This is a genomic window from Micromonospora sp. CA-244673 (genome assembly GCF_050948395.1).
Taxonomy (GTDB): domain Bacteria; phylum Actinomycetota; class Actinomycetes; order Mycobacteriales; family Micromonosporaceae; genus Micromonospora.
This window is the reverse complement of record NZ_CP192019.1, coordinates 712,015-734,966: the sequence shown is the minus strand read 5'-3', so window position 1 is coordinate 734,966 and position 22,952 is coordinate 712,015. Positions and strand designations below refer to the sequence as shown.

Genomic DNA, 22,952 nt, shown 5'->3' with positions numbered 1-22,952 from the left:
ACCCGACCGCGGCGGTCCGCCCGGAAACCGCTCCGGTGTACGTCGACACGACGCCCTTGCCGCAGCGTGAGCCGAGGAGGCTCAGCCTTTGACGGCTCCGGCGGTCAGGCCGGAGACGATGTAGCGCTGGAGCAGTTGGAACACCAGCACCGTGGGGATGGCGGTGAGCAGGGTGCCCGCCGCGAACATCCCGAAGTTGTTGTTGCGCTCGCCGGCCACCATGCCGAACATCCCGACCGCCAGGGTCTTCGAGTTCGGCTCGGTGAGGAACACGTTGGCGATGATGAACTCGTTGATCGAGCCGATGAAGGCGAGCAGCCCGGTCACCGCCAGGATCGGCGCCACCAGCGGCAGCATGATCCGGAAGAAGACCTGGGCGTGCGAGGCGCCGTCCATGGTCGCCGACTCGTCCAGCTCCTTCGGCAGGGTGTCGAAGAAGCCCTTCATGAGCCAGGTGTTCGCACCGAGCGCGGTGCCCATGTAGAGCAGGAACAGGCCCCACGGGGTGTTGAAGCCGATCGCCGGCCACAGGCCGGTGACCGTCGTGAAGATCAGGAAGATCGCCACGATGGCCAGGAACTGCGGGAACATCTGGATCAGCAGCAGCGCGAGCAGCCCGACCCGGCGACCGGCGAACCGCATCCGGGAGAACGCGTACGCCGCCAGCGCCGACAGGAAGATCGACGCGAAGCTGGCCACGCCGGCGAGCAGCAGCGAGTTGAGGAACCAGTGGGCGAACGGCGTCTTCTGGAACAGGTTCGTGAAGTTCTCCAGGGACGCCCCGGTCGGCAGCAGCTCCGTCGACGAGAGCGTGCCGAGCGGGTTGAGCGCCGCGGAGATCACGAACAGGATCGGGAAGAGGCTGAACGCCACGGCCAGCACCCCGACCACGTGCCGCCAGCCCACCTGGGCGAACCAGCGTCCCTTCGACCTCCCCGTCCCGGCCCGGTTGGCGACGGCGGCGTCCGACAAGGTGGTCACGAGTAGACCTCCTCCTGCTTGCGGGTCCGCGAGAAGCTGATCGCCGCCACGATCGCCACGATCGCGAAGATGAAGATCGAGACCGTGGTGGCCAGCCCGTACTCGGCGCCCTGCGCGCCGAAGGCCAGCCGGTAGGTGTAGGTGATGAGCAGGTCGGTGGCGCCGTTGGTCGGGTTGTCCGGCGCGAACGGCCCGCCCTCCGTGGTGAACAGGATCGCGTTGACGTTGTTGAAGTTGTACGCGAACGAGGCGATGAGCAGCGGCGAGAGCGCGACCAGCAGCAGCGGCAGGGTGACCGCGCGGAACGACTGCCACGGGCTGGCGCCGTCGACCGAGGTGGCCTCGGTCAGCTCGCGCGGGATCGCCTGGAGCGCGCCGGTGGCGACCAGGAACATGTACGGATAGCCGAGCCAGAGCTGCACGAGCAGCACCGCGATCCGCGCCGACCAGGTGCCGCCGAACCAGTCGATGTCCAGCCCGAACAGGTTGTTGATCAGGCCGAAGTCAGTGTTGAACATGTCCCGCCAGACCAGCAGCATGGCGAACGACGGCATGGCGTACGGCAGGATCAGCAGGACCCGGTAGAGGTTGGTGCCGCGCATCCGGGGCGAGTGCAGGGCGAGCGCGATGGCCATGCCGAGCAGGAAGGTGAGCCCGGTCGAGCCGATCGCGAAGGCGAAGTTCCACAGCAGCGTGCCGAAGAACGGCCTGGAGATGTCCGGGTCGGTGAGCACCCGGGTGAAGTTCTTCAGCCCGACGTTGACCTTCCAGCCCTGGGCGAGCCGCTCCCCGTCGGAGGCGACGAAGGAGCCGTTCGCCGGGTCGGCGGTCCAGGTCCTGCCGGTCTCGCTGTCCTTGACGCAGTCGCAGCCCGCGTCGTACGCCCGCACGGCCTTGCCCTCGTAGGCGCGGGACAGGCCGTTGGAGCGGACCGCGCCACCGGCGGTCGGCACCACCAGGTCGGTGATGTCCTTGCTGCGGCCGCTGGCCTGACCGAAGTTGAGCACGGTGTAGCCGGCGGCCTCGGTGATCTTGCCGGTCGGGCTGACCGTGACGTCACCGGCGTCGAGCTTGCGCAGCCCGCCCGCGTCGCCCGCGAAGACCTCCCTGGTCTTCGGGTCGCTGAGCAGGAACACCAGCGCGCCGGTGGCCGGGTCGCCCTTCGTGGCGATGGAGAGCGAGTACTCGGTGGAGCCGGGGACCTGCTGCACCGAGGAGGTCTGGATGGCGACGATCGCGTCGTCCTTGCTGCCGCGGTGGCCGTCGCCGAAGTTCGTGAACGCGGTGCTCGCCGTGTAGAGCACCGGGAAGACCTGGAAGGCGATGAGGAAGAGCGTGCCGGGGACCAGGTACTTGGCCGGGATGTGGCGGCGACCGAGGTAGAGGTAGAACAGGCCCGCGGTGGTGGCGGCGAGGATGCCCAGCCCGACCCAGTGCTCGGCCTCGACGAGCGGGAACGCCGCCCAGATCGCGATCCCGGCCACCAGGCCGAGCAGGACCACCTTGACGACGAGGCCGGTCGCGGTGATCGGCGCGTGGTTCCGCGCGGTACGGGACGTGCGCGGGAGCCCGCGGCGAACGGGCTCCCGGCCCGGGGCCTGCTCAGCAGACCCCGGGCCGGACAGCGACGTGCTCATTACTTGATCTGACCCGCGATGGTCTTGCCCGCGGCGGTGATCGTCTTGGCCGGGTCGGCGCCACCGATGATGGCGGCCTCCGCCTTGCCGAACGGGTCCCAGATCGCGGCCATGGCCGGGATCGCCGGGAGCACCTGGCCGTTCTTGCCGGCCTCGGAGAACTTGGCCAGGTCCGGGTCCTCGCCCTTGACCTGGTCGAAGGCGGCGGTCAGCGCCGGCGGGCGCGGCTCGGCCTTGTACAGCGCGACGGCCAGCTCGGGCTTCGTCACGTAGTTGGTGACGAACTCCTGGGCCAGGGCCTTGTTCTTGCCCTTGGCGGCGACGTAGAACGCCTGGACGCCCACGAACGGCTGGGCCTCCTTGCCACCGGCGAAGCCGGGGACCGGGGAGATGTCGTACTTGATGTTGGCCTTCTTGGCGTCCGCGATGGCCCACGGGCCGGAGACCAGGAAGGCGCACTTCTTGCCGGTGAAGGTGGCGATGGAGTTCTCGCCGGTGATGGAGCGCTTCAGCGCGCCGTCGCCCTTCTCACCGAGCTTCGCGATCTTCTGGAAGGCCGCGATCGACTCCGGCTTGCCCACGCCCAGGTCCTTCGGGTCGTAGTCGCCGTTGGCCGCGGTGCCGAACAGGTAGCCGCCGCCCGAGGTGTACAGCGGGTAGATGTGGTACGCGTCGCCGTTCTGGCCGGACTGGAGGCAGAGGATCTCGCTGGCCTTCTTCTCGGCCTTGAGCTTCTTGCCGGCGGCGACCAGGTCCTCTATCGTCTTCGGCGCCTCGGGGGCCAGCTCGGTGTTGCGGATCAGCGCGACGTTCTCGGTGGCGTAGGGGACGCCGTAGAGCTGGCCGTTGAAGGTGACGGCCTTGACGGCGGTCTCGTTGAACGCGCTCTTCTGCTCGGCGGCGAGCTGCACCGGGTCGATGGCGCCGTTCTGGACCAGGTTGCCGATCCAGTCGTGCGCGCCGACCACGACGTCCGGACCGCTGCCCTGCTGCGAGGCGGTGACGAAGTTGGTCTGCAGGTCCTTGGAGACGGCCTGGACCTCGACGGTCACGCCGTTCTCCTTGCCGAACTCCTCGGCGAACGGCTTCAAAGCCGCGGTCCGCTTGTCGTCGGCCCAGATGACCAGCTTGCCACCGGTGGCCTTGGCGGACTCCTTGGCGGCCGGCTTGTCGCTGTCGCTGCCGCCGCAGCCGGACGCGGCGAGCGCCAGGCCGAGGACAGCGACCACACCCGCGGTACGGATGCGCATCGGTACTCCTGTCGTCATGGCGGCCTGCCGGGGGAAGGGCGGCCCGCCAGTGGGAACCTCGGAAATTTCTTGCTGACCGGCGCGGGGATGCTGCGCCGCTGCTCTCGCATGTTGCGGGGACGTTAGCAAGAGGTTGCAGAGAATGGAAGGGCTTGCAGGAGCGTACGCAAGAACTTGCTCGTGAGCTAAAGTGCCGCCATGCGCGCTCGACTGTCCGACATCGCCCAACAGGCCGAAGTCAGCGAGGCCACGGTGTCGCGGGTGCTCAACGACCGCCCCGGAGTGGCCCCCGAGACCCGGCAGGCCGTCCTCACCGCCCTCGACGTGCTCGGCTACGAGCGCCCCGCCCGGCTGCGCAAGCGCAGCGCCGGGCTGGTCGGCCTCGTCGTGCCCGAGCTGGACAACCCGATCTTCCCGGCCTTCGCCCAGGTCATCGAGTCGACGCTGGCGCAGAGCGGGTTCACCCCGGTGCTCTGCACGCAGACCCCCGGCGGGGTCACCGAGGACGAGTACGTCGAGATGCTGCTCGACCGGCAGGTCTCCGGGATCGTCTTCGTCTCCGGCCTGCACGCCGACACCGCCGCCAACCACGACCGGTACCGCGCGCTGATCGCCCGCCCGCTGCCGATCGTCATGATCAACGGGTACGCGCCCGGCATCGCGGCGCCCTTCGTCTCGTGCGACGACGGCGAGGCCACCGAGCTGGCCGTCGCGCACCTCGTGGCGCTCGGCCACCGGCGGATCGGCCTGATCACCGGCCCGGACCGCTTCGTGCCGGTGCAGCGCCGGGTGGCCGGCTTCCGCGCCGCGATGACCCGGCTGGTCGGCACGACCGAGGCGGAGGTCGGCGAGCTGGCCGAGCTCTCCCTGTTCGGTGTCGAGGGCGGCGAGGCCGCCGCGGGCCGGCTCATCGAGCGCGGCGTGACCGGTCTGGTCTGCGGCTCGGATCTCATGGCGCTGGGTGCGATCCGGGCCGCCCGGCAGCGCGGTCTCAGCGTCCCCGCCGACGTGTCGGTGGTCGGCTACGACGACTCCCCGCTGATGGCCTTCACCGACCCGCCGCTGACCACCATGCGCCAGCCGGTCGCCGCCATGGCGGTGGCCGCCGTCCGCGCCCTGGTCGACGAGATCAACGGGCACGCCGCTCCGAACTCCGAGTACCTGTTCCGCCCGGAGCTGGTGGTGCGGGGCTCGACCGCGGTGGCCCGTCCGGCCGGCGGCCCGAACCGCCAGCGCCCCTCCTCGGTCGATCCCACCCTGGCCGTCCCCGCCTGACCGCTTGCCGTCAGTTCTTGCGCAAGGAATGCTTGACTCTTGCAGCGCTCGGGCGGCATTCTGCTCAGACGCCCTGCCGTCCCGCGCCACAGAACGGGGATCCACACCGATGACCTCCGCCCCCCGCCCCACGCCGCTGACCGCCGACGACGACTGGTGGCGGTCCGCGGTCGTCTACCAGGTGTACGTCCGCAGCTTCGCGGACGCGAACGGGGACGGCGTCGGGGACCTCCAGGGCATCCGGCGGCACCTGCCGTACCTGCGCGAGCTCGGGGTGGACGCCCTCTGGCTGACCCCCTTCTACACCTCGCCCCAGGTCGACGCCGGCTACGACGTGGCCGACTACCGCGACGTGGACCCGCTCTTCGGCAACCTGACCGACTTCGACGCGATGATCACCGACGCGCACGACCTGGGCCTGCGGATCATCGTGGACCTGGTGCCCAACCACACCTCCAGCGCGCACCCGTGGTTCATCGCGGCCCTCGCCGCCGGACCCGGTTCCGCCGAGCGCGAGCGCTACCTCTTCGCCGAGGGCAGAGGCGAGCAGGGCGAGCTGCCGCCGAACGACTGGGAGAGCATCTTCGGCGGCCCCGCCTGGACCCGGGTAGCCGACGGCCAGTGGTACCTGCACCTGTTCGACCCCGCCCAGCCCGACCTCAACTGGCGCCACCCCGAGGTGCGCGCCGAGTTCGAGGACATCCTGCGGTTCTGGCTCGACCGGGGCGTGGACGGCTTCCGGATCGACGTGGCGCACGGGATGATCAAGGCCGAAGGGCTGCCGGACGTCGGCTTCAACTCGATGACAACGGGCCAGCGCCAGTCCGAGCTGCTGGGCAAGGGCCGGCTGCCCTACTTCGACCAGGACGAGGTGCACGACATCTACCGCGCCTGGCGGCCGATCCTGGACAGCTACCCGGGCGGGCGGATGGCGGTCGCCGAGGCGTGGGCGGAGACCCCGCAGCGGCTGGCCCGCTACATCGGCCCGGACGAGCTGCACCAGGCGTTCAGCTTCGACTTCCTCGACGCCACCTGGTCGGCCGACTCGTTCCGCAAGGTGATCGACACGGCGCTCGCCGAGTCGACCATCGTGGGCGCGCCGACCACCTGGGTGCTCTCCAACCACGACCGGCAGCGGCACGTCACCCGGTACGGCGACGGCGAGATCGGCCTGCGCCGAGCCCGGGCCGCCGCCCTGCTGATGTTCTCCCTGCCCGGCTGCGCCTACGTCTACCAGGGCGAGGAGCTGGGCCTGCCCGAGGTGCTGGACCTCCCCGACGAGCTGCGGCAGGACCCGGCGTTCCTGCGCACCGGCGAGAGCCGGGACGGCTGCCGGGTGCCGATCCCGTGGAGCGGCGAGCTGGCCCCGTACGGCTTCGGTCCGGAGGGCAGCGAGCTGAGCTGGCTGCCGGCCCCGGCGACCTGGCAGGCCCTCTCGGTGGCGGCCCAGGCCGGGGTGACCGGCTCGACGCTGGAGCTCTACCGGGCCGCGCTGCGGATCCGGCACGAGCACCCGGCCCTGGCCGGCACCGGCGGCATCACCTGGCTGGAGACCGAACCGGGGGTGCTGGCGTTCCGCCGCGCCGCCGGGGACGCCGAGCTGACCTGCGTGGTCAACCTCAGCGGCGCGGAGGTGATGGTCGCCGGCCACGGCCGGCCGGTCGTCGCCAGCGCGGAGGTCACCGAGCGGGGCGACGGGCACGTTCTGCCGGTGGACGCGGCTGCGTGGTTCGAACGGCGCTGAGCCGGGTAACCCGCCATTGACCTGGTCGTCCGTTGTGCCCCGCGCCGACGGGCGGCTGGGCTACCGACCCCTTGTGGTGGGGGGTGAGGTGGCACCGGCCCCTCGGGGACTCGTTCCCGGGGGGTCGGTGTCCATCTGGGACCGTGGGGTACCACGTGGTGATGACCGCACACATGGCGCAGTACACGCTCGATGTCAGCGACGTCGACCGGATGGCCGGGTTCTGGTCAGCCACCCTCGGCTACACGGTCCGGCAGGGCCGTGACGGCAGCGCGAAGCTCTATCCACCGCCCGGCGGCTCCGGCCCGACCGTCTGGTTGCAGGGCAGCGGCACCCCGAAGCGCGGCAAGAACCGGCTCCACCTGGATCTGGTCTCCGACGGGGACCCGGTGGCCGAGGTCGACCGGCTGATCGGGCTCGGCGCCCGGCGCGTCGACGTCGGGCAGACCGGCACCGAGGGCTTCGTGGTGCTCGCCGACCCGGAGGACAACGAGTTCTGCGTGCTCAACGGGCCGCCGAGCTGACCCCTCAGGCTCCCCTGCCGGTCAGCAGCTCGGCGATCCGGGCGAGACCGGCCCGGACCTCGTCCCGGCTGGGCGGGGCCGCCGGCTCCGGCTCCCGCTCGGCGGCCAGCTCCAGCTCGTCGTCGATGACGTCCTCGAAGTCGCCGTAGAGGTCCGCCTGGTCGACCTGGGCGGCCTCGTCCTCGGCGGCGATCTGCGCGGCGGCGATCTCGCCGCGGATCTCCTCGGGCGTCAGCGCCGGCAGCAGCGGTTCCACCACCGCCATGAGCTGCTCCTCGGCCACCACCGCCTCGGCCAGGGCGAGCGCGTGCGGCCGCTCGTACGGGCCGCAGACCACCGGCTCCCACTCGTCGTCGTCGCCGAGCGGGCCGAAGGTGATGATCCACGGCAGGCCCAGCATCGGCGAGTCGTCCGGCAGGTCGAGTGTCACGAGTGCGCCCACCGGCCCATCATGGTCGGTCGCGGCACGGACGTGCGCCTCATTCACGCCAACTCCCCCCTCTCCGGCGGTCGCTCTCACCCGTGCGTACCGGCGTCCAGAGCCGCACGGACCAGGGCGACGGCGCGGTCCGGCGGGACGCCCAGGCGGAGCGCCTCGGCGGCGTACGCCGTGGCGGCGCGGTGCAGGCGGTCGGTGGCGTCGTCGCGCCCGGGGGCCACCACGGTGCCGTGCCGGCCGCGGGTCTGCACCAGCCCGGCGGACTCCAGCTCCCGGTACGCCCGCGCCACCGTGTTCACGGCCAGGCCCAGGTCGGCGGCGAGCTGCCGGACCGCGGGCAGGCGGGTGCCCACCGGCAGCCGACCGTCGCCGATCATCGCGGCGAACTGCCCGCGCACCTGCTCGTACGGCGGCACCGCCGAGTCCTGCTCGATCCGGATCCGCGTGCTCATCCCGCCCCTCCCGGCGTTCCCGGGTCGGTCGCCTCGTCGACCTCCACGTCCACGTCCCGCCCGCCGCCCTCGGCCAGGTCCACCACCCGGCCGTAGCGGCTGGTGGCGGCCAGCGCCGCACCGAAGAGCACCATCTGGTTGAGCAGGTAGAGGTAGAGCAGCAGCCCCACCGCCGTGGCCACCACGGTGTAGGCGGGGTTGCGCTCGGTGCGCACCACGTAGTAGCGCCCCACGGTGTTGAGCAGCGTGATGCCGATGGCGACCGCCAACACGGCGGGGCGCAGCCGGCGGCGGCTCATCCGCAGCCGGGGCACCGCCACCAGCAGCGCGGTGGCCAGCACCGCGTTGACCACCACGCTGAGGACCGCGCTGACCGTGGTCAGGCCCACCGACCCGGTGCTGCGCAGCAGGAAGCGCAGCAGCGACTCCAGCGCGTCCACGGCGGCCACCGAGACGCCGAGCAGCACGAAGACCGCGACCAGCACGCCCAGGTCGACCAGGCGGCGGACCACCAGGTTGCCGGGCTGCTGGTTGAAGCCGTACATGAGCCGCTGCGAGGAGCGGATCGCCTCGACCCAGCCGATCCCGGTGAAGACCAGGATGACCAGGCCGACCACGCCGACCGTGTTGCTGCTCTCGGCGATCTGCGTGGTGTCGAGGAACGGCAGGTTCCCCTCCAGGAAGTCGCCGGCCGCGTTGCTGACCTCGTGGTTGCCCTGGAGGACCGCGCCGAAGATCCAGTAGCCGACCAGGGCCAGCGCGAACACGGCGAAGAAGCCGTAGTAGGCGATGGCGGCGGCCAGCCGCCCGGCGAGCAGGTCGGCGTAGAGCGTGCCGGCCCGCCACACGTGGTCGAAGACCGACGACCGGGCCCGGGCCGCGTCGACGCGGCGACCGAGCGCCGCCTCGATCCGGCCGATGACGTTCACCCCGCCATCCTCACCGATCCGCCCGCTCCCGGGAGGCAGGCCGGCCGCGTGCTCAGCTCAGCCGCCGAGGCGGAAGTCGCGGCGGGGCTGCCACCGGGCGGCCCCGCTGTGCGAGAACAGCGTGAACGCCTCCACCTCGAAGAGGGCGGAGAAGTCGGCCAGGTCCTCGTACGCCTTGTCGAGCACCTCCGCCGGCACGTCCTGGGCCACCGTGACGTGCGGGTGGTACGGGAAGCGCGCCTCGCGGTGCAGCTCGGGGGCCGCGTTGATGGCCGCGGCGAGCACTTCGCACTCGCTGATCCCGGCGGCCACCGCCACGAAGACCACCTGGGTGACCGGCCGGAACGTGCCGGTGCCCCGCAGGTGCAGGGTGAACGGCAGGTGGGTGGCGGCCACCCGGGTCAGGTGCTCCTCGACGGCCGGCAGCGCGCGCACCGGGATCTCGGTGGGACCGAGCAGGGTGACGTGCGCCGGGACGGCCTGGGGGTCGCCCGCCTCGATCCGCCGGCGGGTGAGCATCCCGCCCCACGGCTCCGGGATGTCGACCGCAATCCCGATCTGGATGGTGTCACCGGCGTCCGGTGCCCCGTCCCTGCCATCCACGCTGTGCGCCATCCCTCCGGCCACCGATTGCGACACCCGTTCCCGCCGGGCCGCTACTCGAACCGGACCGGGGGGAAGAAGCCGATCCGCTCGTACGCGGTGTGCAGCGTCGCGGCGGCGACCGCGCGGGCCTTCTCGGCGCCCTGCGCGAGCAGCTTGTCGAGCTGCGCCGGGTCGTCGAGGTAGGCGCGGGTGCGCTCCTGGATCGGGGTGACGAACTCCCGGACCACCTCGGCGAGGTCCTTCTTCAGGTCGCCGTAGCCCTTGCCGTCGTACGCGGCGACGAGGTCGTCGATGCCGCGCCCGGAGAGCGCCGAGTAGATGGTGAGCAGGTTGGTGATGCCCGGCTTGCCCTCGGCGTCGAAGACGATCTCACGCCCGGTGTCGGTGACGGCCGAGCGGATCTTCTTGGCCGAGCGGGCCGGATCCTCCAGCAGGTCGATGATGCCGGCCGGGGAGGAGGACGACTTCGACATCTTGGCCGTCGGGTCCTGCAGGTCGGTGATCTTCGCGGTGTCCTTGACGATGTGCGGGGCGGGCACCGTGAAGGTGGGGCCGAACAGCGAGTTGAACCGCTGGGCCAGGTCGCGGGAAAGCTCCAGGTGCTGCCGCTGGTCCTCGCCGACCGGAACCGCGTGGGCCTGGTAGAGCAGGATGTCGGCGGCCTGGAGGATCGGGTAGGTGAACAGGCCGACGCTGGCCCGCTCGCTGCCCTGCTTCTGCGACTTGTCCTTGAACTGGGTCATCCGGCTCGCCTCGCCGAAGCCGGTGACGCAGCCGAGCACCCAGGCCAGCTGCGGGTGCTCGGGCACCTGCGACTGAACGAAGAGGGTGCTGCGCTCGGGGTCGAGACCGACCGCGAAGAGCTGCGCGGCGGCGACCCGGGTGCGTTGCTTGAGCACCTTCGGGTCGTGCCCCGCGGTGATCGCGTGCAGGTCCACCACGCAGTAGAACGCGTCGTGGCTCTCCTGCAGGGCCACCCAGTGCCGTACCGCGCCCAGGTAGTTGCCGAGGTGGAACGAGTCGGCCGTCGGCTGGATGCCGGAGAAGACGCGTGGGCGGGCGGGTACGTCGGACATGCCGGCAATTCTGTCAGCAAGCCCCGGCGTCCGTCATGACGGGCCGGTGGGTCGGGTGGACACGGGCGGGAGCGGGGCCGTGACCTCGCGCCGGGGCTCGGGCAGGCGGACCGTGGAGACCGCGAGGCGGGACACCCGCCGCCCGTCGAGGGCCACCACCCGCAGCAGCCAGCCGCCGGGCGGGTCGTCCGGGTCGGGTCCGCCGGCGTCGTCCGGGTCGACGGCCACCGGCACCTCGTCGCCCGTGACCGGCAGCCGGCCGAGGGCGGCCATCACGAAGCCGCCGACCGTCTCGTACGGCCCGGCGGGCAGCGGCACCCCGGTGCGTTCGGCGAAGTCGGCCAGGTTGAGCCGGCCGTCGACCACGGCGGGCAGGCCGGCGTGGGCCGGGTCCGGCGGGACGTCGTCCTCGTCGTGGATCTCCCCGACCAGCTCCTCCACCAGGTCCTCGCAGGTGACGATGCCGGCGGTGCCGCCGTACTCGTCGACCACCACGGCCAGGTGGTGGCCCTCCCGGCGCATCTCGGTGAGCGCGGCCAGCACCCGTTTGCTGCCCGGGAGCCGCTTCACCTCGCGGGTCAGCTCGCCGACCGTGGCGCGCGGGTCCCGCTCGGGGCGCAGCAGCACGTCGCGCAGGTGGACGAACCCGACCACGTCGTCGTGGGTGCCGTCGACCACCGGGTAGCGGGTGTGCGGCTCGGCGCGGACCAGCCGCTCGGCCTCGGCCACGGTGAGCCCGGTGGCGAGGAAGACCACCTCGGTGCGCGGCACCATCACCTCGCGGACCAGCCGCGCGCCGGCCACCAGCACCTCGTCGATGATCCGCCGCTCGTCCGGGTCGAGCACCGTGTTGGCCGCGACGAGGTCACGCAGCTCGGCCTCGCTGATCCGCTCCCGGCCGGCGGTCGGGCTGGCCCCGAGCAGGTCGGTGACCAGGCGGGTGGCGCCGTCGGCGGCGCGCACCACGAGCCGGGCCACGGTGCGGGCCACGGGTCCGGGTTCGCGTCTCGGCCGCCCCGGCGGGCGTCGCCGGGGCCCGGGACCACCTCCCTCCCGCATGACAAGGATGGTAGACAGCGGGCGCCGGGCAGCCGGGGCGATGTTCGGATCTGTTCAATCATGAAGGATTATGATGGAATAGCGGACGCCCCACCCGCAGCCGCGACACCGCCCGCGGCCTTAGGGTGATCACGGACGGCCGCCGCGGCGCGCGGCCAGGCAGGAGGAGCGACGTGAAACTGCTCGTCACCGGCGGCGCCGGTTACATCGGCAGCGTGGTGACCCGGATGCTGCTCGACCACGGTAACCAGGTGACCGTCCTGGACGACCTGCGCACCGGTCATCGGGAGGCGCTCGCCCCCGAGGCGACCCACGTCGACCTGCCGATCCACGAGGCCGCCCGGGTGCTCACCCCCGACGCCGGGTTCGACGGCGTGCTGCACTTCGCCGCCCTGATCGCCGCGGGCGAGTCGATGGTCAAGCCGGAGCTCTACTGGCAGACCAACACGGTCGGCTCGCTCGCCCTGATCGACGCGGTCCGCGCCGCCCGGGTGCCCCGGCTGGTCTTCTCCTCCACGGCCGCCGTCTACGGCAACCCCACCGAGCTGCCCATCCCGGAGACCGCCGTCAAGGCCCCCACCAACACCTACGGGGCGACGAAGCTGGCCGTCGACATGGCGCTCACCTCCGAGGCGGTCGCGCACGACCTGGCCGCCGTCTCGCTGCGCTACTTCAACGTGGCCGGGGCCTACCGCCACGACGGGCGGACCATCGGCGAACGGCACGACCCCGAGACCCACCTCATCCCGCTCGCCCTCGACGTGGCCGCCGGCCGGCGCGACAAGCTCCAGCTCTTCGGCGACGACTACCCGACCGCCGACGGCACCTGCGTCCGCGACTACATCCACGTCGCGGACCTGGCCCGCGCGCACCTGCTGGCTCTCGACGCGGCCACCGGGGGCCGGCACCGGATCTACAACCTGGGCAACGGCAACGGCTTCACCAACCGGCAGGTGATCGAGGTGGTCCGCGAGGTCACCGGGCACCCGGTGCCGGTCGAGGTGGCCCCGCGTCGCGAGGGCGACCCCGCCGAGCTGGTCGCGTCCTCCGCGCTGGCCCGCGCCGAGCTGGGCTGGGTGCCGGAGAAGCCCACCCTCCAGGACATGGTCGGCGACGCGTGGGAGTTCTACCGCACGCACATCCTGGGACAGCAATGAGCGTGGGAAGTGACGTCGCGGCCCGCGCCACCGCCGGCTTCCGGCAGCGGTACGCCGCGGAGCCGGCCGGCCGCTGGGCGGCTCCCGGCCGGGTCAACCTGATCGGCGAGCACACCGACTACAACGACGGGTTCGTGCTGCCCTTCGCGCTGCCGCTGCGTACCGTGGTCGCCGCGGCGGTCGCCGACGACGGGCGCTGGGCCGTCTGGTCGGAGCTGGACGACGAGCCGGTGGAGTTCGGGCCCGCCGAGGCCGACGAGCCGGGCCGCGTCGACGGCTGGGCCGCCTACGTGGCCGGGGTGGTCTGGGCGCTGCGCGCCGCCGGCCACGACGTCCCCGGCGCCCGGCTGGCCATCGCCTCCGACGTGCCGGTCGGCTCCGGGCTCTCCTCGTCGGCGGCCATCGAGGCGGCGGTGCTCGCCGCCCTGGTCGACCTCGGCGGGCTGGACCTTCCCGCCGACCGCCGGCCCCGGCTCGCCCAGCGGGCCGAGAACGACTACGTCGGCGCGCCCACCGGCATCATGGACCAGTCCGCGGTGATCCGCGGCCGGTCCGGGCACGCCCTCTTCCTCGACTGCCGCACCGAGGAGGTCGAGCAGATCCCGTTCGACCTGGACGCCGCCGGGCTGGCCGTGCTGGTGGTCGACAGCCGCGCCCCGCACCGGCACGCCGACGGCGAGTACGCCGCCCGCCGCAAGTCCTGCGAGCGGGCCGCCGAGGCGCTCGGGGTGGCCGCGCTGCGCGACGTCGCCACCGCCGACCTGGACGCCGCGCTGGCCCGCCTCGACGACGACGAGACCCGCCGCCGGGTCCGGCACGTCGTCACCGAGGACCAGCGGGTGCTCGACACGGTCGAGCTGCTGCGCGCCGGCCGGGTCCGCGACATCGGCCCGCTGCTGACCGCCTCGCACGCCTCGATGCGGGACGACTTCGAGATCACCGTTCCGGAGATCGACACCGCGGTCGAGGCGGCCCTGGCCGCCGGGGCGTACGGGGCGCGGATGACCGGCGGCGGCTTCGGTGGCTGCGTGCTCGCCCTGGTCGACGCGGACGCCGCCGACGCCGTGGCGGCCGCCGTGACGGCCGCGTACGCCGACCGCGGCTTCGCCGCGCCCGGCACGCTCACCGTTCTCCCCTCCCCCGGCGCGACCCGCCTCGACTGACGACGAGGAAGGGCCCCCGGTCGGTCGACCGGGGGCCCTTCCTCACACGTGGGCAGTGGTCAGCCGGCCTCGACGATCATGCCGGCGCCGACCGTGCGGTTGGTGGCCTCGTCGATGATGACGAACCCGCCGGTGGTGCGGTTGCGCCGGTACTCGTCGGCCAGCAGCGGGACCGTCGTCCGCAGCCGCACCCGGCCGATCTCGTTGAGCTTCAGCTCGCCGGCCGTCTCGTCGCGGTGCAGCGAGTTGACGTCCAGCCGGTAGTGCAGCCCGCGCACGATCGCCCGCGCCGAGCGGGTGGTGTGCTTGATGGCGTACCGGCCGCCGACCTGCAGCGGGCGGGTCTCGTCCATCCAGCAGATCATCGCCTCGATGTCCTGCGCGACGGCCGGGGCGTTGTTCGGCCGGCAGATCATGTCGCCGCGCGAGATGTCGATCTCGTCGGCCAGCCGGACGGTCACCGACATCGGCGGGAACGCCTCGTCCACCGGGCCGTCGGCGGTCTCCACGGCGGCGATCCGGCTGGTGAAGCCCGAGGGCAGCACCATCACCTCGTCGCCGGCCTTGAGCACGCCCGAGGCCACCTGGCCCGCGTAGCCCCGGTAGTCCGTGACGGTGGTGGACTGCGGCCGGATCACGTACTGCACCGGGAAGCGGACGTCGACCAGGTTGCGGTCCGACGCGATGTGCACCCGCTCCAGGTGGTGCAGCAGCGACGGGCCCTCGTACCAGGGCATGTTCTCCGAGCGGGTGACGATGTTGTCGCCCTGCAGCGCGGAGATCGGCACCACGGTCAGGTCCGGCACGTCGAGCTTCGCGGCGAACGCCGTGAACTCGTCGGCGATCTGCTCGAACACCTCCTGCGACCAGTCGACCAGGTCCATCTTGTTCACGCACAGGACCAGGTGCGGCACCCGCAGCAGCGAGCAGAGGAACGCGTGCCGGCGGGACTGCTCCACCAGGCCCTTGCGCGCGTCCACCAGGATCAGCGCCAGGTCGGCCGTGGAGGCGCCGGTGACCATGTTCCGGGTGTACTGGATGTGCCCCGGGGTGTCGGCGATGATGAACTTCCGCCGCGGCGTGGCGAAGTAGCGGTACGCCACGTCGATGGTGATGCCCTGCTCCCGCTCGGCGCGCAGGCCGTCGGTGAGCAGCGCCAGGTTGGTGTACTCGTCGCCCCGGGCCGCGCTGACCGCCTCCACCGCGGCGAGCTGGTCGGTGAAGAGCGACTTCGTGTCGTACAGCAGCCGGCCGATCAGGGTCGACTTGCCGTCGTCGACGCTGCCCGCGGTGGCGAACCGCAGCAGGTCCATCGGCCGGGCCGACGCGTCGGCCTCGGCCGGCGCAACAGTCTCGACGCTCATCAGAAGTAGCCCTCCCGCTTGCGGTCCTCCATGGCGGCCTCGCTGACCCGGTCGTCGCCGCGGGTCGCGCCGCGCTCCGTGATCCGGGTGGCGGCCACCTCCTCGATCACCTTCTCCACCGTGTCGGCGTCCGAGCGGACCGCCGCGGTGCAGGAGGCGTCACCCACGGTCCGGTACCGCACCTGGGCCTTGAACGGCTGCTCACCGGCGCGGCCCCGGAAGAACTCGTTGACCGCGTAGAGCATGCCGTCGCGCTCGATCACCTCGCGCTGGTGCGCGTAGTAGATCGACGGCAGCGGGATCCGCTCCCGGGCGATGTAGTGCCAGACGTCCAGCTCGGTCCAGTTGGAGAGCGGGAACACCCGGATCGACTCGCCCGGGTGGTGCCGGCCGTTGTAGAGCGCCCACAGCTCGGGGCGCTGGTTCTTCGGGTCCCACTGGCCGAACTCGTCGCGGAAGCTGAACACCCGCTCCTTGGCCCGGGCCTTCTCCTCGTCCCGGCGCGCACCGCCGAACAGCGCGTCGAAGCGGTGCTTCTCCACCGCGTCGAGCAGCACCGGGGTCTGGATCCGGTTGCGCATGCCGTCGGCCGACTCGCGCACCAGCCCCTTGGTGAGGGCCTCCGGCACGCTGGCCACGATGAGCTGGAGACCCAGCTCGGCGACGCGCTGGTCCCGGTATTCGAGAACCTCGGGGAAGTTGTGCCCGGTGTCGATGTGCATCACCGGGAAGGGAATGTTGGCCGGGGCGAACGCCTTCTGGGCCAACCGGAGCATCACGATCGAGTCCTTGCCGCCGGAGAAGAGCAGCACGGGGCGCTCCATCTCGGCGACGACCTCTCGCATCACGAAGATGCTCTCCGCCTCGAGAGCGTCCAGATGCGACACCTGGTACGCGGCGGTGGCCGTCATGACACGAACTCGATTCGCTCGGATCCGCACATCGGGATTCCAGACCTTTCCGGTCGGACTCGTGAAGAAGAACGCTCAGGCTACCCGGAATGCCTCTGCAGCGCTGCAAGCAACCGGCTGGCGAGATCCTTGCGGCAGACCAGCAGGTCGGGCAGGCGTGGGTCGGCCTCGTTGTATTTCAGCGCAGATCCGTCGATCCGGGAAGCGTGCAGTCCGGTGGCCGTCGCCACAGCGACCGGAGCGGCGGAGTCCCACTCGTACTGACCGCCCGCGTGGATGTACGCGTCGACCTCGCCGGTGACCACAGCGGCGATCTTCGCGCCCGCCGAGCCCATCGGAACCAGATGCGCGCCGATGTCCTCTGCCAGATCGGTCAGGAAAACCGGCGGACGGCTACGGCTGGCCGCCAACCGGATGGTCCTCGCGCCGCCCGCCGTGGCGGCCTCCAGGGTCATCGGCGGGTACGCCGGCGGGTAGTCCGTGCCCAGCACCCGGTGCTGGGCCGGCAGCCCCACCGCGCCCGCGACCAGACCGTGCGGCGTCGGCGCGCTGCGCGACCAGAGCGCCACGTGCACGGCCCAGTCCGAGCGGCCCTCCTCGGCGAACTCCCGGGTGCCGTCCAGCGGGTCGATGATCCACACCCGGTCGGCGTTCAGCCGGGACACCGCGTCGCTGCTCACCTCGGCCGTCCAGGCCAGCCGGGAGCCCTCGTCCTCCTCCGACAGCACCGCGTCCGCCGGCCGCCACTTCGCCAGCTCGGTGCGGATCAGATCGTGCGAGACCTTGTCCCCGGCCGACTTCAGCGCCCCCGCGTCGGCGAAGCCCAGCTCCGCGCGCAGGCCCATCAGCGCCTGCCCGGCCCGGGCCGCCAACCAGCGGGCGAACGCCCCATCGATCATCGGAGGACTGCCCATGGTGTTACCGCTCCCGTCGCCCGCCTTCGCACGTCAGAAGGCGCAGACTACCGGCACCGGACCGGCCCGCCCGGGATGCCCCGCCCGGCGCCTCAGGCGCCGTGGTAGAGGTTCTGCGTCGGCTCCACACCCTTGGTGACCACCGACTCCACCACGTCCGCCGCCCGGTCCACCAGGAACTCCAGTTCCTTGCGCTCGGCCGCGGAGAAGTCCGACAGCACGTAGTCAGCCGGGTCCTGCCGGCCCGGCGGCCGGCCGATGCCGAACCGCACCCGCACGTAGTCCTTGGTGCCCAGCGACTTCGACATCGAGCGCAGGCCGTTGTGGCCGCCCTCGCCGCCGCCGCACTTCACCCGCAGCTGACCGTAGGGGATGTCCAGCTCGTCGTGCACCGCGATCACCCGCCCCGGCGGGATCTTGTGGAACTGCGCCAGCCCGACCACCGGGCCGCCGGAGAGGTTCATGTACGTCAGCGGCTTCACCAGCACCAGCTTCGGGCCGCCGAAACCCAGCCGCCCCTCGGCCACCTCGGCCACCGCCCGCTTGTGCCGGCCGAACTTCCCGCCCAGCCGGCCGGCCAGCAGCTCCGCCACCATGAAGCCGACGTTGTGCCGGTTCCCCGCGTACTCCCGACCGGGGTTGCCCAGGCCGACCACCAGCCACGGCCCCGCCTCGTCCGTCACCACACGTCCCTTCCGCCCGGCCCCGCCGGCCCGTCTCCGATACGCCGACAGGCGCCCCCGGCAACCGGGGACGCCTGTCGCACAGCCTGCGAAACGATCAGGCTTCGGTCTTCGGCTCCTCGGCAGCCGGCTCGCCCTCGGCCGGGGCGCCCTCCGGGGCCTCGGCGGTCTCCTCGCCGACCTCGGCCTCGGCCTCGGACTCGGCGACCTCCACCTCGGGAAGGGTGGCCTCGAGCTGCTCGGCGGTCGGGGCGGCGGTCACCGAGGCGACCTGCAGCTCCCCGTCCGCGACCAGCTCGACACCGGCCGGCAGCTCGACGTCGGCGGCGGTGATCTGGGTGCCGGGCTCGGCGCCCTCGATGGAAGCCTCCAGGTGGTCCGGCACCTTGGTGGCGTCGGCGGTCACCGTGAGGGTGTCGTGGTCGTGCACGATCAGGGTGTCCTTGGCGGCCTCACCGGTCAGCTGGACCGGGACCTCGACGGTGACCTTCTCGCCCCGGCGGACCAGCAGCAGGTCCACGTGCTCGAAGGTGTCCTTGATCGGGTCACGCTGGATCGCCTTCGGCAGCGCCAGCACCTGGGTGCCGTCGCTGACCTCGATCGCGAAGAGCTGGTTCGCGCCGCCCTTGCGGATCGCGGCGGCGAACTCACGCGCCGGGAGCGCGATGTGCTTGGGCTTCTCGCCGTGGCCGTACAGCACGGCGGGCACCTTGCCGGCCCGGCGGGTACGACGGGCACCACCCTTGCCGAACTCGGTACGGGGCTCGGCGCTGATCTTTACCTCGGACACGGGGAAACTCCTGATGCTTCGCTGCGGCGGCTTGTCGTCTGGCGGTGCTGGGCGAGGGGCTCGCTGGGGCTCAAGGTCATGAACGACCGCCCGGAGCACCGCGTCGATGACGGCGCCTCCGTGCGGTGCTTTTCAGCGGCCCGCCGGGCACCCTCGCCGTGGCAACCGCACCAGTCTACCCGAGGGATTTCCGAGCTATCCGGCAGTCCCCATATCACCGCCGGTGACACCCCGCAGGCCAACTTTCCCACCGGCGGCGACCGTCTCGGACGGCCACCGCCGGCAGGCGCCGGACCTCAGCTCAGGCCACCGAACAGGGTCGTCACCGAGCCGTCGTCGAAGACCTCCCGGATCGCCCGGGCCAGCAGCGGGGCGATCGACAGCACGGTCAGCTTGTCGAGCTGCTTCTCCGGCGGCAGCGGCAGCGTGTTGGTCACCACGACCTCGCTGATCGGGCTGTTCTTCAGCCGCTCCGTCGCCGGGTCCGACAGCAGCGCGTGGGTGGAGGCCACCACGATCTCCGCCGCGCCCGACTCCTTCAGGATGTCGGCGGCCTTGGTGATCGTGCCACCGGTGTCGATCATGTCGTCGACGATCAGGCAGACCCGGCCCTCGACCTCACCGACCACCCGGTTCGCCACCACCTGGTTCGGCTTCAGCGGATCCCGCGTCTTGTGGATGAACGCCAGCGGGCAGCCACCCAGCCGGTCCGTCCACCGCTCCGCCACCCGCACCCGGCCCGAGTCCGGCGCCACCACGGTCATCGGCCGGCCCGCGTACCTGTGCTCCACGTACTCGGCCAGCACGTCCATGGCGAACAGGTGATCCACCGGACCGTCGAAGAAGCCCTGGATCTGCGCGGTGTGCAGGTCGACCGTCAGGATCCGGTTCGCGCCCGCGGTCTTCAGCAGGTCGGCCACCAGCCGCGCCGAGATCGGCTCCCGGCCGCGGTGCTTCTTGTCCTGCCGCGAGTAGGGGTAGAACGGCAGGACCACGGTGATCCGCTTGGCCGAACCACGCTTCAGCGCGTCGACCATGATCAGGGTTTCCATCACCCAGGTGTTGACCCCGTGCGTCACGGACTGCACCACGAAGGCGTCCGAACCGCGTACCGAGTCCTTGAAGCGTACGAAGATCTCCCCGTTGGCGAAATCGTACGAGTCGGAGGGAGTCGGCGCGACGCCGAGCACCTCACCGATCTCCTTGGCCAGCTCCGGAAAACCCCGTCCGGAGAAGAGCATCAGGCTCTTGCGGTTTTCGGCGACGATGCTGCCCATGGGCCCGTCTGCTCCCGTATGTCGGTGGTTCCCGGCGGCGGTGAGCCGGGGACTATTCGGTTGCAGTATCCCCCGCGTTCACCGGTCCTCCCACGGTCTCCGGCCCCCCGTGGATTCAGTCACCTTCGCTTGCGGCACCGGCCGGGTCCGACGCACCCTCGCGGGCCCGCTGCGCCGCCTCCGCGGCCGCCGTGCCGGACCGCTTGCGCAGCACCCAGCCCTCGACGTTGCGCTGCTGACCCCGGGCCACCGCCATGGCACCCGCCGGCACGTCCGAAATGATCACCGAGCCCGCCGCCGTGTACGCCCCGTCACCCACCCGCACCGGCGCCACGAACATGTTGTCCGCCCCGGTACGCGCGTGACTGCCGATCGTGGTGTGGTGCTTCCGCACCCCGTCGTAGTTGACGAACACCGTCGCCGCGCCGATGTTGCTGTGCTCGCCGATCGTCGCGTCACCCACGTACGACAGGTGCGGCACCTTCGAACCCTCGCCGATGGCGGCCTTCTTCGTCTCCACGAACGTGCCGACCTTCGCCTTGCGGCCCAGCCGCGACTCCGGCCGCAGGTACGCGTACGGCCCGACGCTGGCCTCCGGGCCCACCTCGGCGCCCACCGCGTGGCTGCGCACCACGCTCGCGCCCGCGCCCACCGTGGTGTCCACCAGCGTGGTGTCCGGGCCGACCAGCGCGCCCGCGCCGACCACCGTCGCACCCTGGAGCTGGGTGTTCTGGTCGAGCACCGCGTCCCGCTCGACGGTCACCGTCACGTCGATCCAGGTGGTGTGCGGGTCCAGGATGCTCACCCCGGTCCGCATCCAACCCTCGTTCACCCGGTCCCGCAGCAGCCGGCGCAACGCGGCCAGCTCGACCCGGTCGTTGCAGCCCAGCGTCTCCACGTGGTCGGCCGCGCAGTGCACCGCCACCGGCTCCCCCGCGTCCCGCAGCAGGCCGAACACGTCGGTGAGGTACTCCTCGCCCTGCTCGTTGTCGGTCGAGAGCTTGCCCAGCGCGTCCCGCAGCCGCGCCACGTCGAACGCGTAGATGCCCGCGTTGATCTCCCGCAACGCGCGCTGCTCCGGGGTGGCGTCGCGCTCCTCGACGATCTGCGCCAGCCGCCCCTCGACGTCCCGGACGATCCGGCCCAGGCCGGTCGGGTCGGGCACCTCGGCGGCCAGCACGGTCGCCGCCGCGCCGGCGCCCTCGTGCGCCTCGACCAGGGCCACCACGGTCTCCGGCCGCAGCAGCGGCACGTCCCCGTTGATCACCACGACCGTGCCGGCGGCCTCCGGGACCGCGTCCAGCGCGATCCGGACCGCGTGTCCGGTGCCGAGCTGACGCTCCTGGAGCACGGGGGTGGCCGCCGGGGCGACCTCGGCCAGGTGCGCGCGCACCTGGTCGGCGCCGTGACCGACCACGACCACCTGGCGGTCCGCGCCGAGCGGCGCGGCCGCGGCCAGCACGTGACCGAGCAGGGTACGGCCGAGCAGCGGGTGCAGCACCTTGGGCAGGTCCGACTTCATCCGCTTGCCCTCACCGGCGGCGAGCACGACAACGGTGCGGAGGTGGGGCTGGGACACGACGTGGCTCCAGTCGGGACGGCGACAGTCTCGCGGCCATGCTAACCACGCGGCTCGCTGCAATTCGCATCTGGCCACACAAATGCCGTCATCTCGCGTGCGATTGACGGGGAGCTGGGGTGCCTGGATTCGAACCAGGAGCTCAAGGCTCCAAAGGCCTGCGGGTTGCCGTTACCCCACACCCCATTGCCGCGTCAAGACCTACGGCCCCTCTTTTTGGGTCCCCGTATCGTCCGCGATCCGGAACAGCTCGGCGATCATACCTTCGATCCGCCAGTAGAGCGCGCGGCTACGGGGCACCGTGATCACCAGACAGCCGTGGTAGTCGTCGCCGGTGTTCCGGCGCACCGTGGTCGGGTTGTGCCGTTTGAGCACCGACCGACGGAACCGGTCGGCGGGAAGTCGGAGCCGATCCGCCCACCACCGGACCGCCGCCTCCGCATCGGCCGACTCATGGATGCTCACCCGGTAGGTCGGCACTGTCGGGTCGACGCCGCACACCTCGAGGAACCGGAGGAAGAGGGCCAGCAGGCCGGGATCACTGTTGACGAACTGCATGGTCACAGCCGGGCGCCACGGTTTCGCCTTGGCCCCCTCGCACCAGTAGATCGCCGCGCCGAGCACCAGCAGGTCACGTTCGTCGAGCGCGCCGACCACACCGGCCGCACGCTCGTGTTCCGCCGCCCGGGCCGCGTCGCGCGCCTGCCGGTGCGCGCCCCAGCGGGCGTCCGTCATCGCCTTCGAATGCGCCCGCCGCCGCTCGGCCGTCGCCTCGTCCGGGTTCAACGGCAGGTGCCGCACCCACTGGTACGCGGTCGACTTGGCGATGCCGAGCTGCGCCGCGATCTCGGTGACCGACCGCCCCTCGCCCCCTAGCCGCTCGGCTTCGGCGCGGGCCGCGTCACGGGCCCGGGGCCGCCGGGTCCACTCGGGTGGCGGGACGCCGCGCAGCAGCGCGTAGGCCCGGTCGCGGCCGATGCCCAGGCGGGCCTGGATCTGCGCGACGGAAAGCTGTTCCTCGACGCGCAGGCGGCGCGCCTCGGCGGCGAGCGGGTCGGTCACTTCGACAGGTTAGGACTGGCGTACGACAGGTCGGCCATCGACGGAGTGACGTGTCCGCTGCGGTCCGGCCCGTTCCTGGT

Annotated in this window: 21 protein-coding genes, 1 tRNA gene and 1 pseudogene; 5 read left to right on the top strand and 18 right to left on the bottom strand. The window is 71.9% G+C overall.

Translation table 11 applies throughout. The features are described 5' to 3' along the window. Positions 1-81: 81 nt before the first annotated feature. Genes ACQP12_RS03725 through ACQP12_RS03715 form a run of 3 tightly spaced genes read right to left on the bottom strand, consistent with a single transcriptional unit; the run spans position 82 to position 3,868 of the window. Positions 82-981 carry a sugar ABC transporter permease gene (locus tag ACQP12_RS03725; protein WP_433285023.1) on the bottom strand — a complete coding sequence of 300 codons (900 nt, stop codon included), beginning with the start codon at positions 979-981 and terminating at the stop codon, positions 82-84. Next, positions 978-2,618, bottom strand: coding sequence for an ABC transporter permease subunit (locus ACQP12_RS03720; RefSeq protein WP_357940811.1), 1,641 nt, complete (start codon positions 2,616-2,618; stop codon positions 978-980). Before ACQP12_RS03720 ends, ACQP12_RS03725 begins: the two co-directional genes overlap by 4 nt. Continuing rightward, positions 2,618-3,868, bottom strand: a complete 1,251-nt coding sequence (locus ACQP12_RS03715) for a sugar ABC transporter substrate-binding protein (protein ID WP_357940809.1) — start codon at positions 3,866-3,868, stop codon at positions 2,618-2,620. The genes ACQP12_RS03720 and ACQP12_RS03715 overlap by 1 nt, the downstream gene beginning before the upstream one ends. A 198-nt stretch (positions 3,869-4,066) precedes the next feature. Here ACQP12_RS03715 and ACQP12_RS03710 point away from each other — a divergent pair, with 198 nt between their 5' ends. The 3 genes from ACQP12_RS03710 (at position 4,067) to ACQP12_RS03700 (ending at position 7,411) form a co-directional block, all read left to right on the top strand. Continuing rightward, on the top strand, positions 4,067-5,143 hold the full coding sequence (locus ACQP12_RS03710) for a LacI family DNA-binding transcriptional regulator (protein ID WP_433285020.1): 1,077 nt from the start codon (positions 4,067-4,069) through the stop codon (positions 5,141-5,143). A 109-nt stretch (positions 5,144-5,252) separates the two neighbouring features. Continuing rightward, positions 5,253-6,887: a glycoside hydrolase family 13 protein gene (locus ACQP12_RS03705; protein ID WP_433285018.1), complete on the top strand. Its 1,635-nt coding sequence runs from the start codon at positions 5,253-5,255 to the stop codon at positions 6,885-6,887. A 161-nt stretch (positions 6,888-7,048) separates the two neighbouring features. Then, positions 7,049-7,411: a VOC family protein gene (locus ACQP12_RS03700; protein WP_357940803.1), complete on the top strand. Its 363-nt coding sequence runs from the start codon at positions 7,049-7,051 to the stop codon at positions 7,409-7,411. A 4-nt stretch (positions 7,412-7,415) separates the two neighbouring features. Here ACQP12_RS03700 and ACQP12_RS03695 read toward each other — a convergent pair whose 3' ends face one another. From ACQP12_RS03695 to ACQP12_RS03670, 6 genes are all read right to left on the bottom strand, one after another. Beyond that, positions 7,416-7,853 (bottom strand): hypothetical protein, encoded by a 438-nt coding sequence (locus ACQP12_RS03695; protein ID WP_433285016.1) that lies wholly within the window; start codon positions 7,851-7,853, stop codon positions 7,416-7,418. 74 nt (positions 7,854-7,927) lie between these two features. Continuing rightward, positions 7,928-8,302, bottom strand: coding sequence for a GntR family transcriptional regulator (locus ACQP12_RS03690; RefSeq protein WP_313723154.1), 375 nt, complete (start codon positions 8,300-8,302; stop codon positions 7,928-7,930). Beyond that, complete coding sequence (locus ACQP12_RS03685) at positions 8,299-9,231, bottom strand: YihY/virulence factor BrkB family protein (RefSeq protein WP_357940797.1); 933 nt, start codon at positions 9,229-9,231, stop codon at positions 8,299-8,301. The genes ACQP12_RS03690 and ACQP12_RS03685 overlap by 4 nt, the downstream gene beginning before the upstream one ends. A gap of 57 nt (positions 9,232-9,288) precedes the next feature. Then, positions 9,289-9,846: a 2'-5' RNA ligase family protein gene (locus ACQP12_RS03680; protein WP_433285013.1), complete on the bottom strand. Its 558-nt coding sequence runs from the start codon at positions 9,844-9,846 to the stop codon at positions 9,289-9,291. A 41-nt stretch (positions 9,847-9,887) separates the two neighbouring features. After that, entirely contained in the window at positions 9,888-10,913 is a 1,026-nt protein-coding gene (gene trpS / locus ACQP12_RS03675; RefSeq protein ID WP_433285011.1) for a tryptophan--tRNA ligase, read from the bottom strand. Positions 10,914-10,946: 33 nt separating this feature from the next. Continuing rightward, complete coding sequence (locus tag ACQP12_RS03670) at positions 10,947-11,972, bottom strand: hemolysin family protein (protein WP_357940791.1); 1,026 nt, start codon at positions 11,970-11,972, stop codon at positions 10,947-10,949. Positions 11,973-12,199: 227 nt separating this feature from the next. Here ACQP12_RS03670 and galE point away from each other — a divergent pair, with 227 nt between their 5' ends. Then, positions 12,200-13,129, top strand: a complete 930-nt coding sequence (gene galE / locus ACQP12_RS03665) for a UDP-glucose 4-epimerase GalE (protein WP_433289111.1) — start codon at positions 12,200-12,202, stop codon at positions 13,127-13,129. Next, positions 13,126-14,292, top strand: coding sequence for a galactokinase (gene galK / locus ACQP12_RS03660; RefSeq protein ID WP_433285008.1), 1,167 nt, complete (start codon positions 13,126-13,128; stop codon positions 14,290-14,292). The genes galE and galK overlap by 4 nt, the downstream gene beginning before the upstream one ends. Positions 14,293-14,351: 59 nt before the next feature. Here galK and cysN read toward each other — a convergent pair whose 3' ends face one another. The 9 genes and pseudogenes from cysN to ACQP12_RS03615 all read right to left on the bottom strand — a co-directional run bounded on the left by cysN (position 14,352) and on the right by ACQP12_RS03615 (position 22,872). Continuing rightward, positions 14,352-15,656 carry a sulfate adenylyltransferase subunit CysN gene (cysN, locus tag ACQP12_RS03655; RefSeq protein WP_357940785.1) on the bottom strand — a complete coding sequence of 435 codons (1,305 nt, stop codon included), beginning with the start codon at positions 15,654-15,656 and terminating at the stop codon, positions 14,352-14,354. Continuing rightward, entirely contained in the window at positions 15,656-16,567 is a 912-nt protein-coding gene (gene cysD / locus ACQP12_RS03650) for a sulfate adenylyltransferase subunit CysD (protein WP_433285006.1), read from the bottom strand. Before cysD ends, cysN begins: the two co-directional genes overlap by 1 nt. An 80-nt stretch (positions 16,568-16,647) precedes the next feature. Continuing rightward, on the bottom strand, positions 16,648-17,481 hold the full coding sequence (locus ACQP12_RS03645) for an inositol monophosphatase family protein (RefSeq protein WP_357940781.1): 834 nt from the start codon (positions 17,479-17,481) through the stop codon (positions 16,648-16,650). Between the two features lie 92 nt (positions 17,482-17,573). After that, entirely contained in the window at positions 17,574-18,164 is a 591-nt protein-coding gene (pth, locus tag ACQP12_RS03640; protein ID WP_357940779.1) for an aminoacyl-tRNA hydrolase, read from the bottom strand. Positions 18,165-18,261: 97 nt separating this feature from the next. Next, positions 18,262-18,954 carry a 50S ribosomal protein L25/general stress protein Ctc gene (locus ACQP12_RS03635; RefSeq protein ID WP_357940777.1) on the bottom strand — a complete coding sequence of 231 codons (693 nt, stop codon included), beginning with the start codon at positions 18,952-18,954 and terminating at the stop codon, positions 18,262-18,264. Positions 18,955-19,250: 296 nt separating this feature from the next. Then, positions 19,251-20,231 (bottom strand): ribose-phosphate diphosphokinase, encoded by a 981-nt coding sequence (locus ACQP12_RS03630; protein ID WP_154229876.1) that lies wholly within the window; start codon positions 20,229-20,231, stop codon positions 19,251-19,253. Positions 20,232-20,283: 52 nt separating this feature from the next. Beyond that, positions 20,284-21,753 (bottom strand): annotated as a pseudogene (gene glmU / locus ACQP12_RS03625) (bifunctional UDP-N-acetylglucosamine diphosphorylase/glucosamine-1-phosphate N-acetyltransferase GlmU). Between the two features lie 171 nt (positions 21,754-21,924). Further along, positions 21,925-21,996 (bottom strand) — tRNA-Gln (locus ACQP12_RS03620). 15 nt (positions 21,997-22,011) lie between these two features. Continuing rightward, positions 22,012-22,872: a helix-turn-helix domain-containing protein gene (locus ACQP12_RS03615; RefSeq protein ID WP_433285003.1), complete on the bottom strand. Its 861-nt coding sequence runs from the start codon at positions 22,870-22,872 to the stop codon at positions 22,012-22,014. Positions 22,873-22,952: the final 80 nt, after the last annotated feature.

What these genes read in the sequence shown, in the direction of transcription:
- ACQP12_RS03720 (WP_357940811.1), bottom strand. Translation starts at nt 2,618, where the DNA reads ATGAGCACGTCGCTGTCCGGCCCGGGGTCTGCTGAGCAGGCCCCGGGC.
- ACQP12_RS03715 (WP_357940809.1), bottom strand. Translation starts at nt 3,868, where the DNA reads ATGCGCATCCGTACCGCGGGTGTGGTCGCTGTCCTCGGCCTGGCGCTC.
- ACQP12_RS03710 (WP_433285020.1), top strand. Translation starts at nt 4,067, where the DNA reads ATGCGCGCTCGACTGTCCGACATCGCCCAACAGGCCGAAGTCAGCGAG.
- ACQP12_RS03705 (WP_433285018.1), top strand. Translation starts at nt 5,253, where the DNA reads ATGACCTCCGCCCCCCGCCCCACGCCGCTGACCGCCGACGACGACTGG.
- ACQP12_RS03700 (WP_357940803.1), top strand. Translation starts at nt 7,049, where the DNA reads ATGACCGCACACATGGCGCAGTACACGCTCGATGTCAGCGACGTCGAC.
- ACQP12_RS03690 (WP_313723154.1), bottom strand. Translation starts at nt 8,302, where the DNA reads ATGAGCACGCGGATCCGGATCGAGCAGGACTCGGCGGTGCCGCCGTAC.
- ACQP12_RS03680 (WP_433285013.1), bottom strand. Translation starts at nt 9,846, where the DNA reads ATGGCGCACAGCGTGGATGGCAGGGACGGGGCACCGGACGCCGGTGAC.
- trpS (WP_433285011.1), bottom strand. Translation starts at nt 10,913, where the DNA reads ATGTCCGACGTACCCGCCCGCCCACGCGTCTTCTCCGGCATCCAGCCG.
- ACQP12_RS03670 (WP_357940791.1), bottom strand. Translation starts at nt 11,972, where the DNA reads ATGCGGGAGGGAGGTGGTCCCGGGCCCCGGCGACGCCCGCCGGGGCGG.
- galE (WP_433289111.1), top strand. Translation starts at nt 12,200, where the DNA reads ATGCTGCTCGACCACGGTAACCAGGTGACCGTCCTGGACGACCTGCGC.
- galK (WP_433285008.1), top strand. Translation starts at nt 13,126, where the DNA reads ATGAGCGTGGGAAGTGACGTCGCGGCCCGCGCCACCGCCGGCTTCCGG.
- cysN (WP_357940785.1), bottom strand. Translation starts at nt 15,656, where the DNA reads ATGAGCGTCGAGACTGTTGCGCCGGCCGAGGCCGACGCGTCGGCCCGG.
- cysD (WP_433285006.1), bottom strand. Translation starts at nt 16,567, where the DNA reads ATGACGGCCACCGCCGCGTACCAGGTGTCGCATCTGGACGCTCTCGAG.
- ACQP12_RS03645 (WP_357940781.1), bottom strand. Translation starts at nt 17,481, where the DNA reads ATGGGCAGTCCTCCGATGATCGATGGGGCGTTCGCCCGCTGGTTGGCG.
- ACQP12_RS03630 (WP_154229876.1), bottom strand. Translation starts at nt 20,231, where the DNA reads ATGGGCAGCATCGTCGCCGAAAACCGCAAGAGCCTGATGCTCTTCTCC.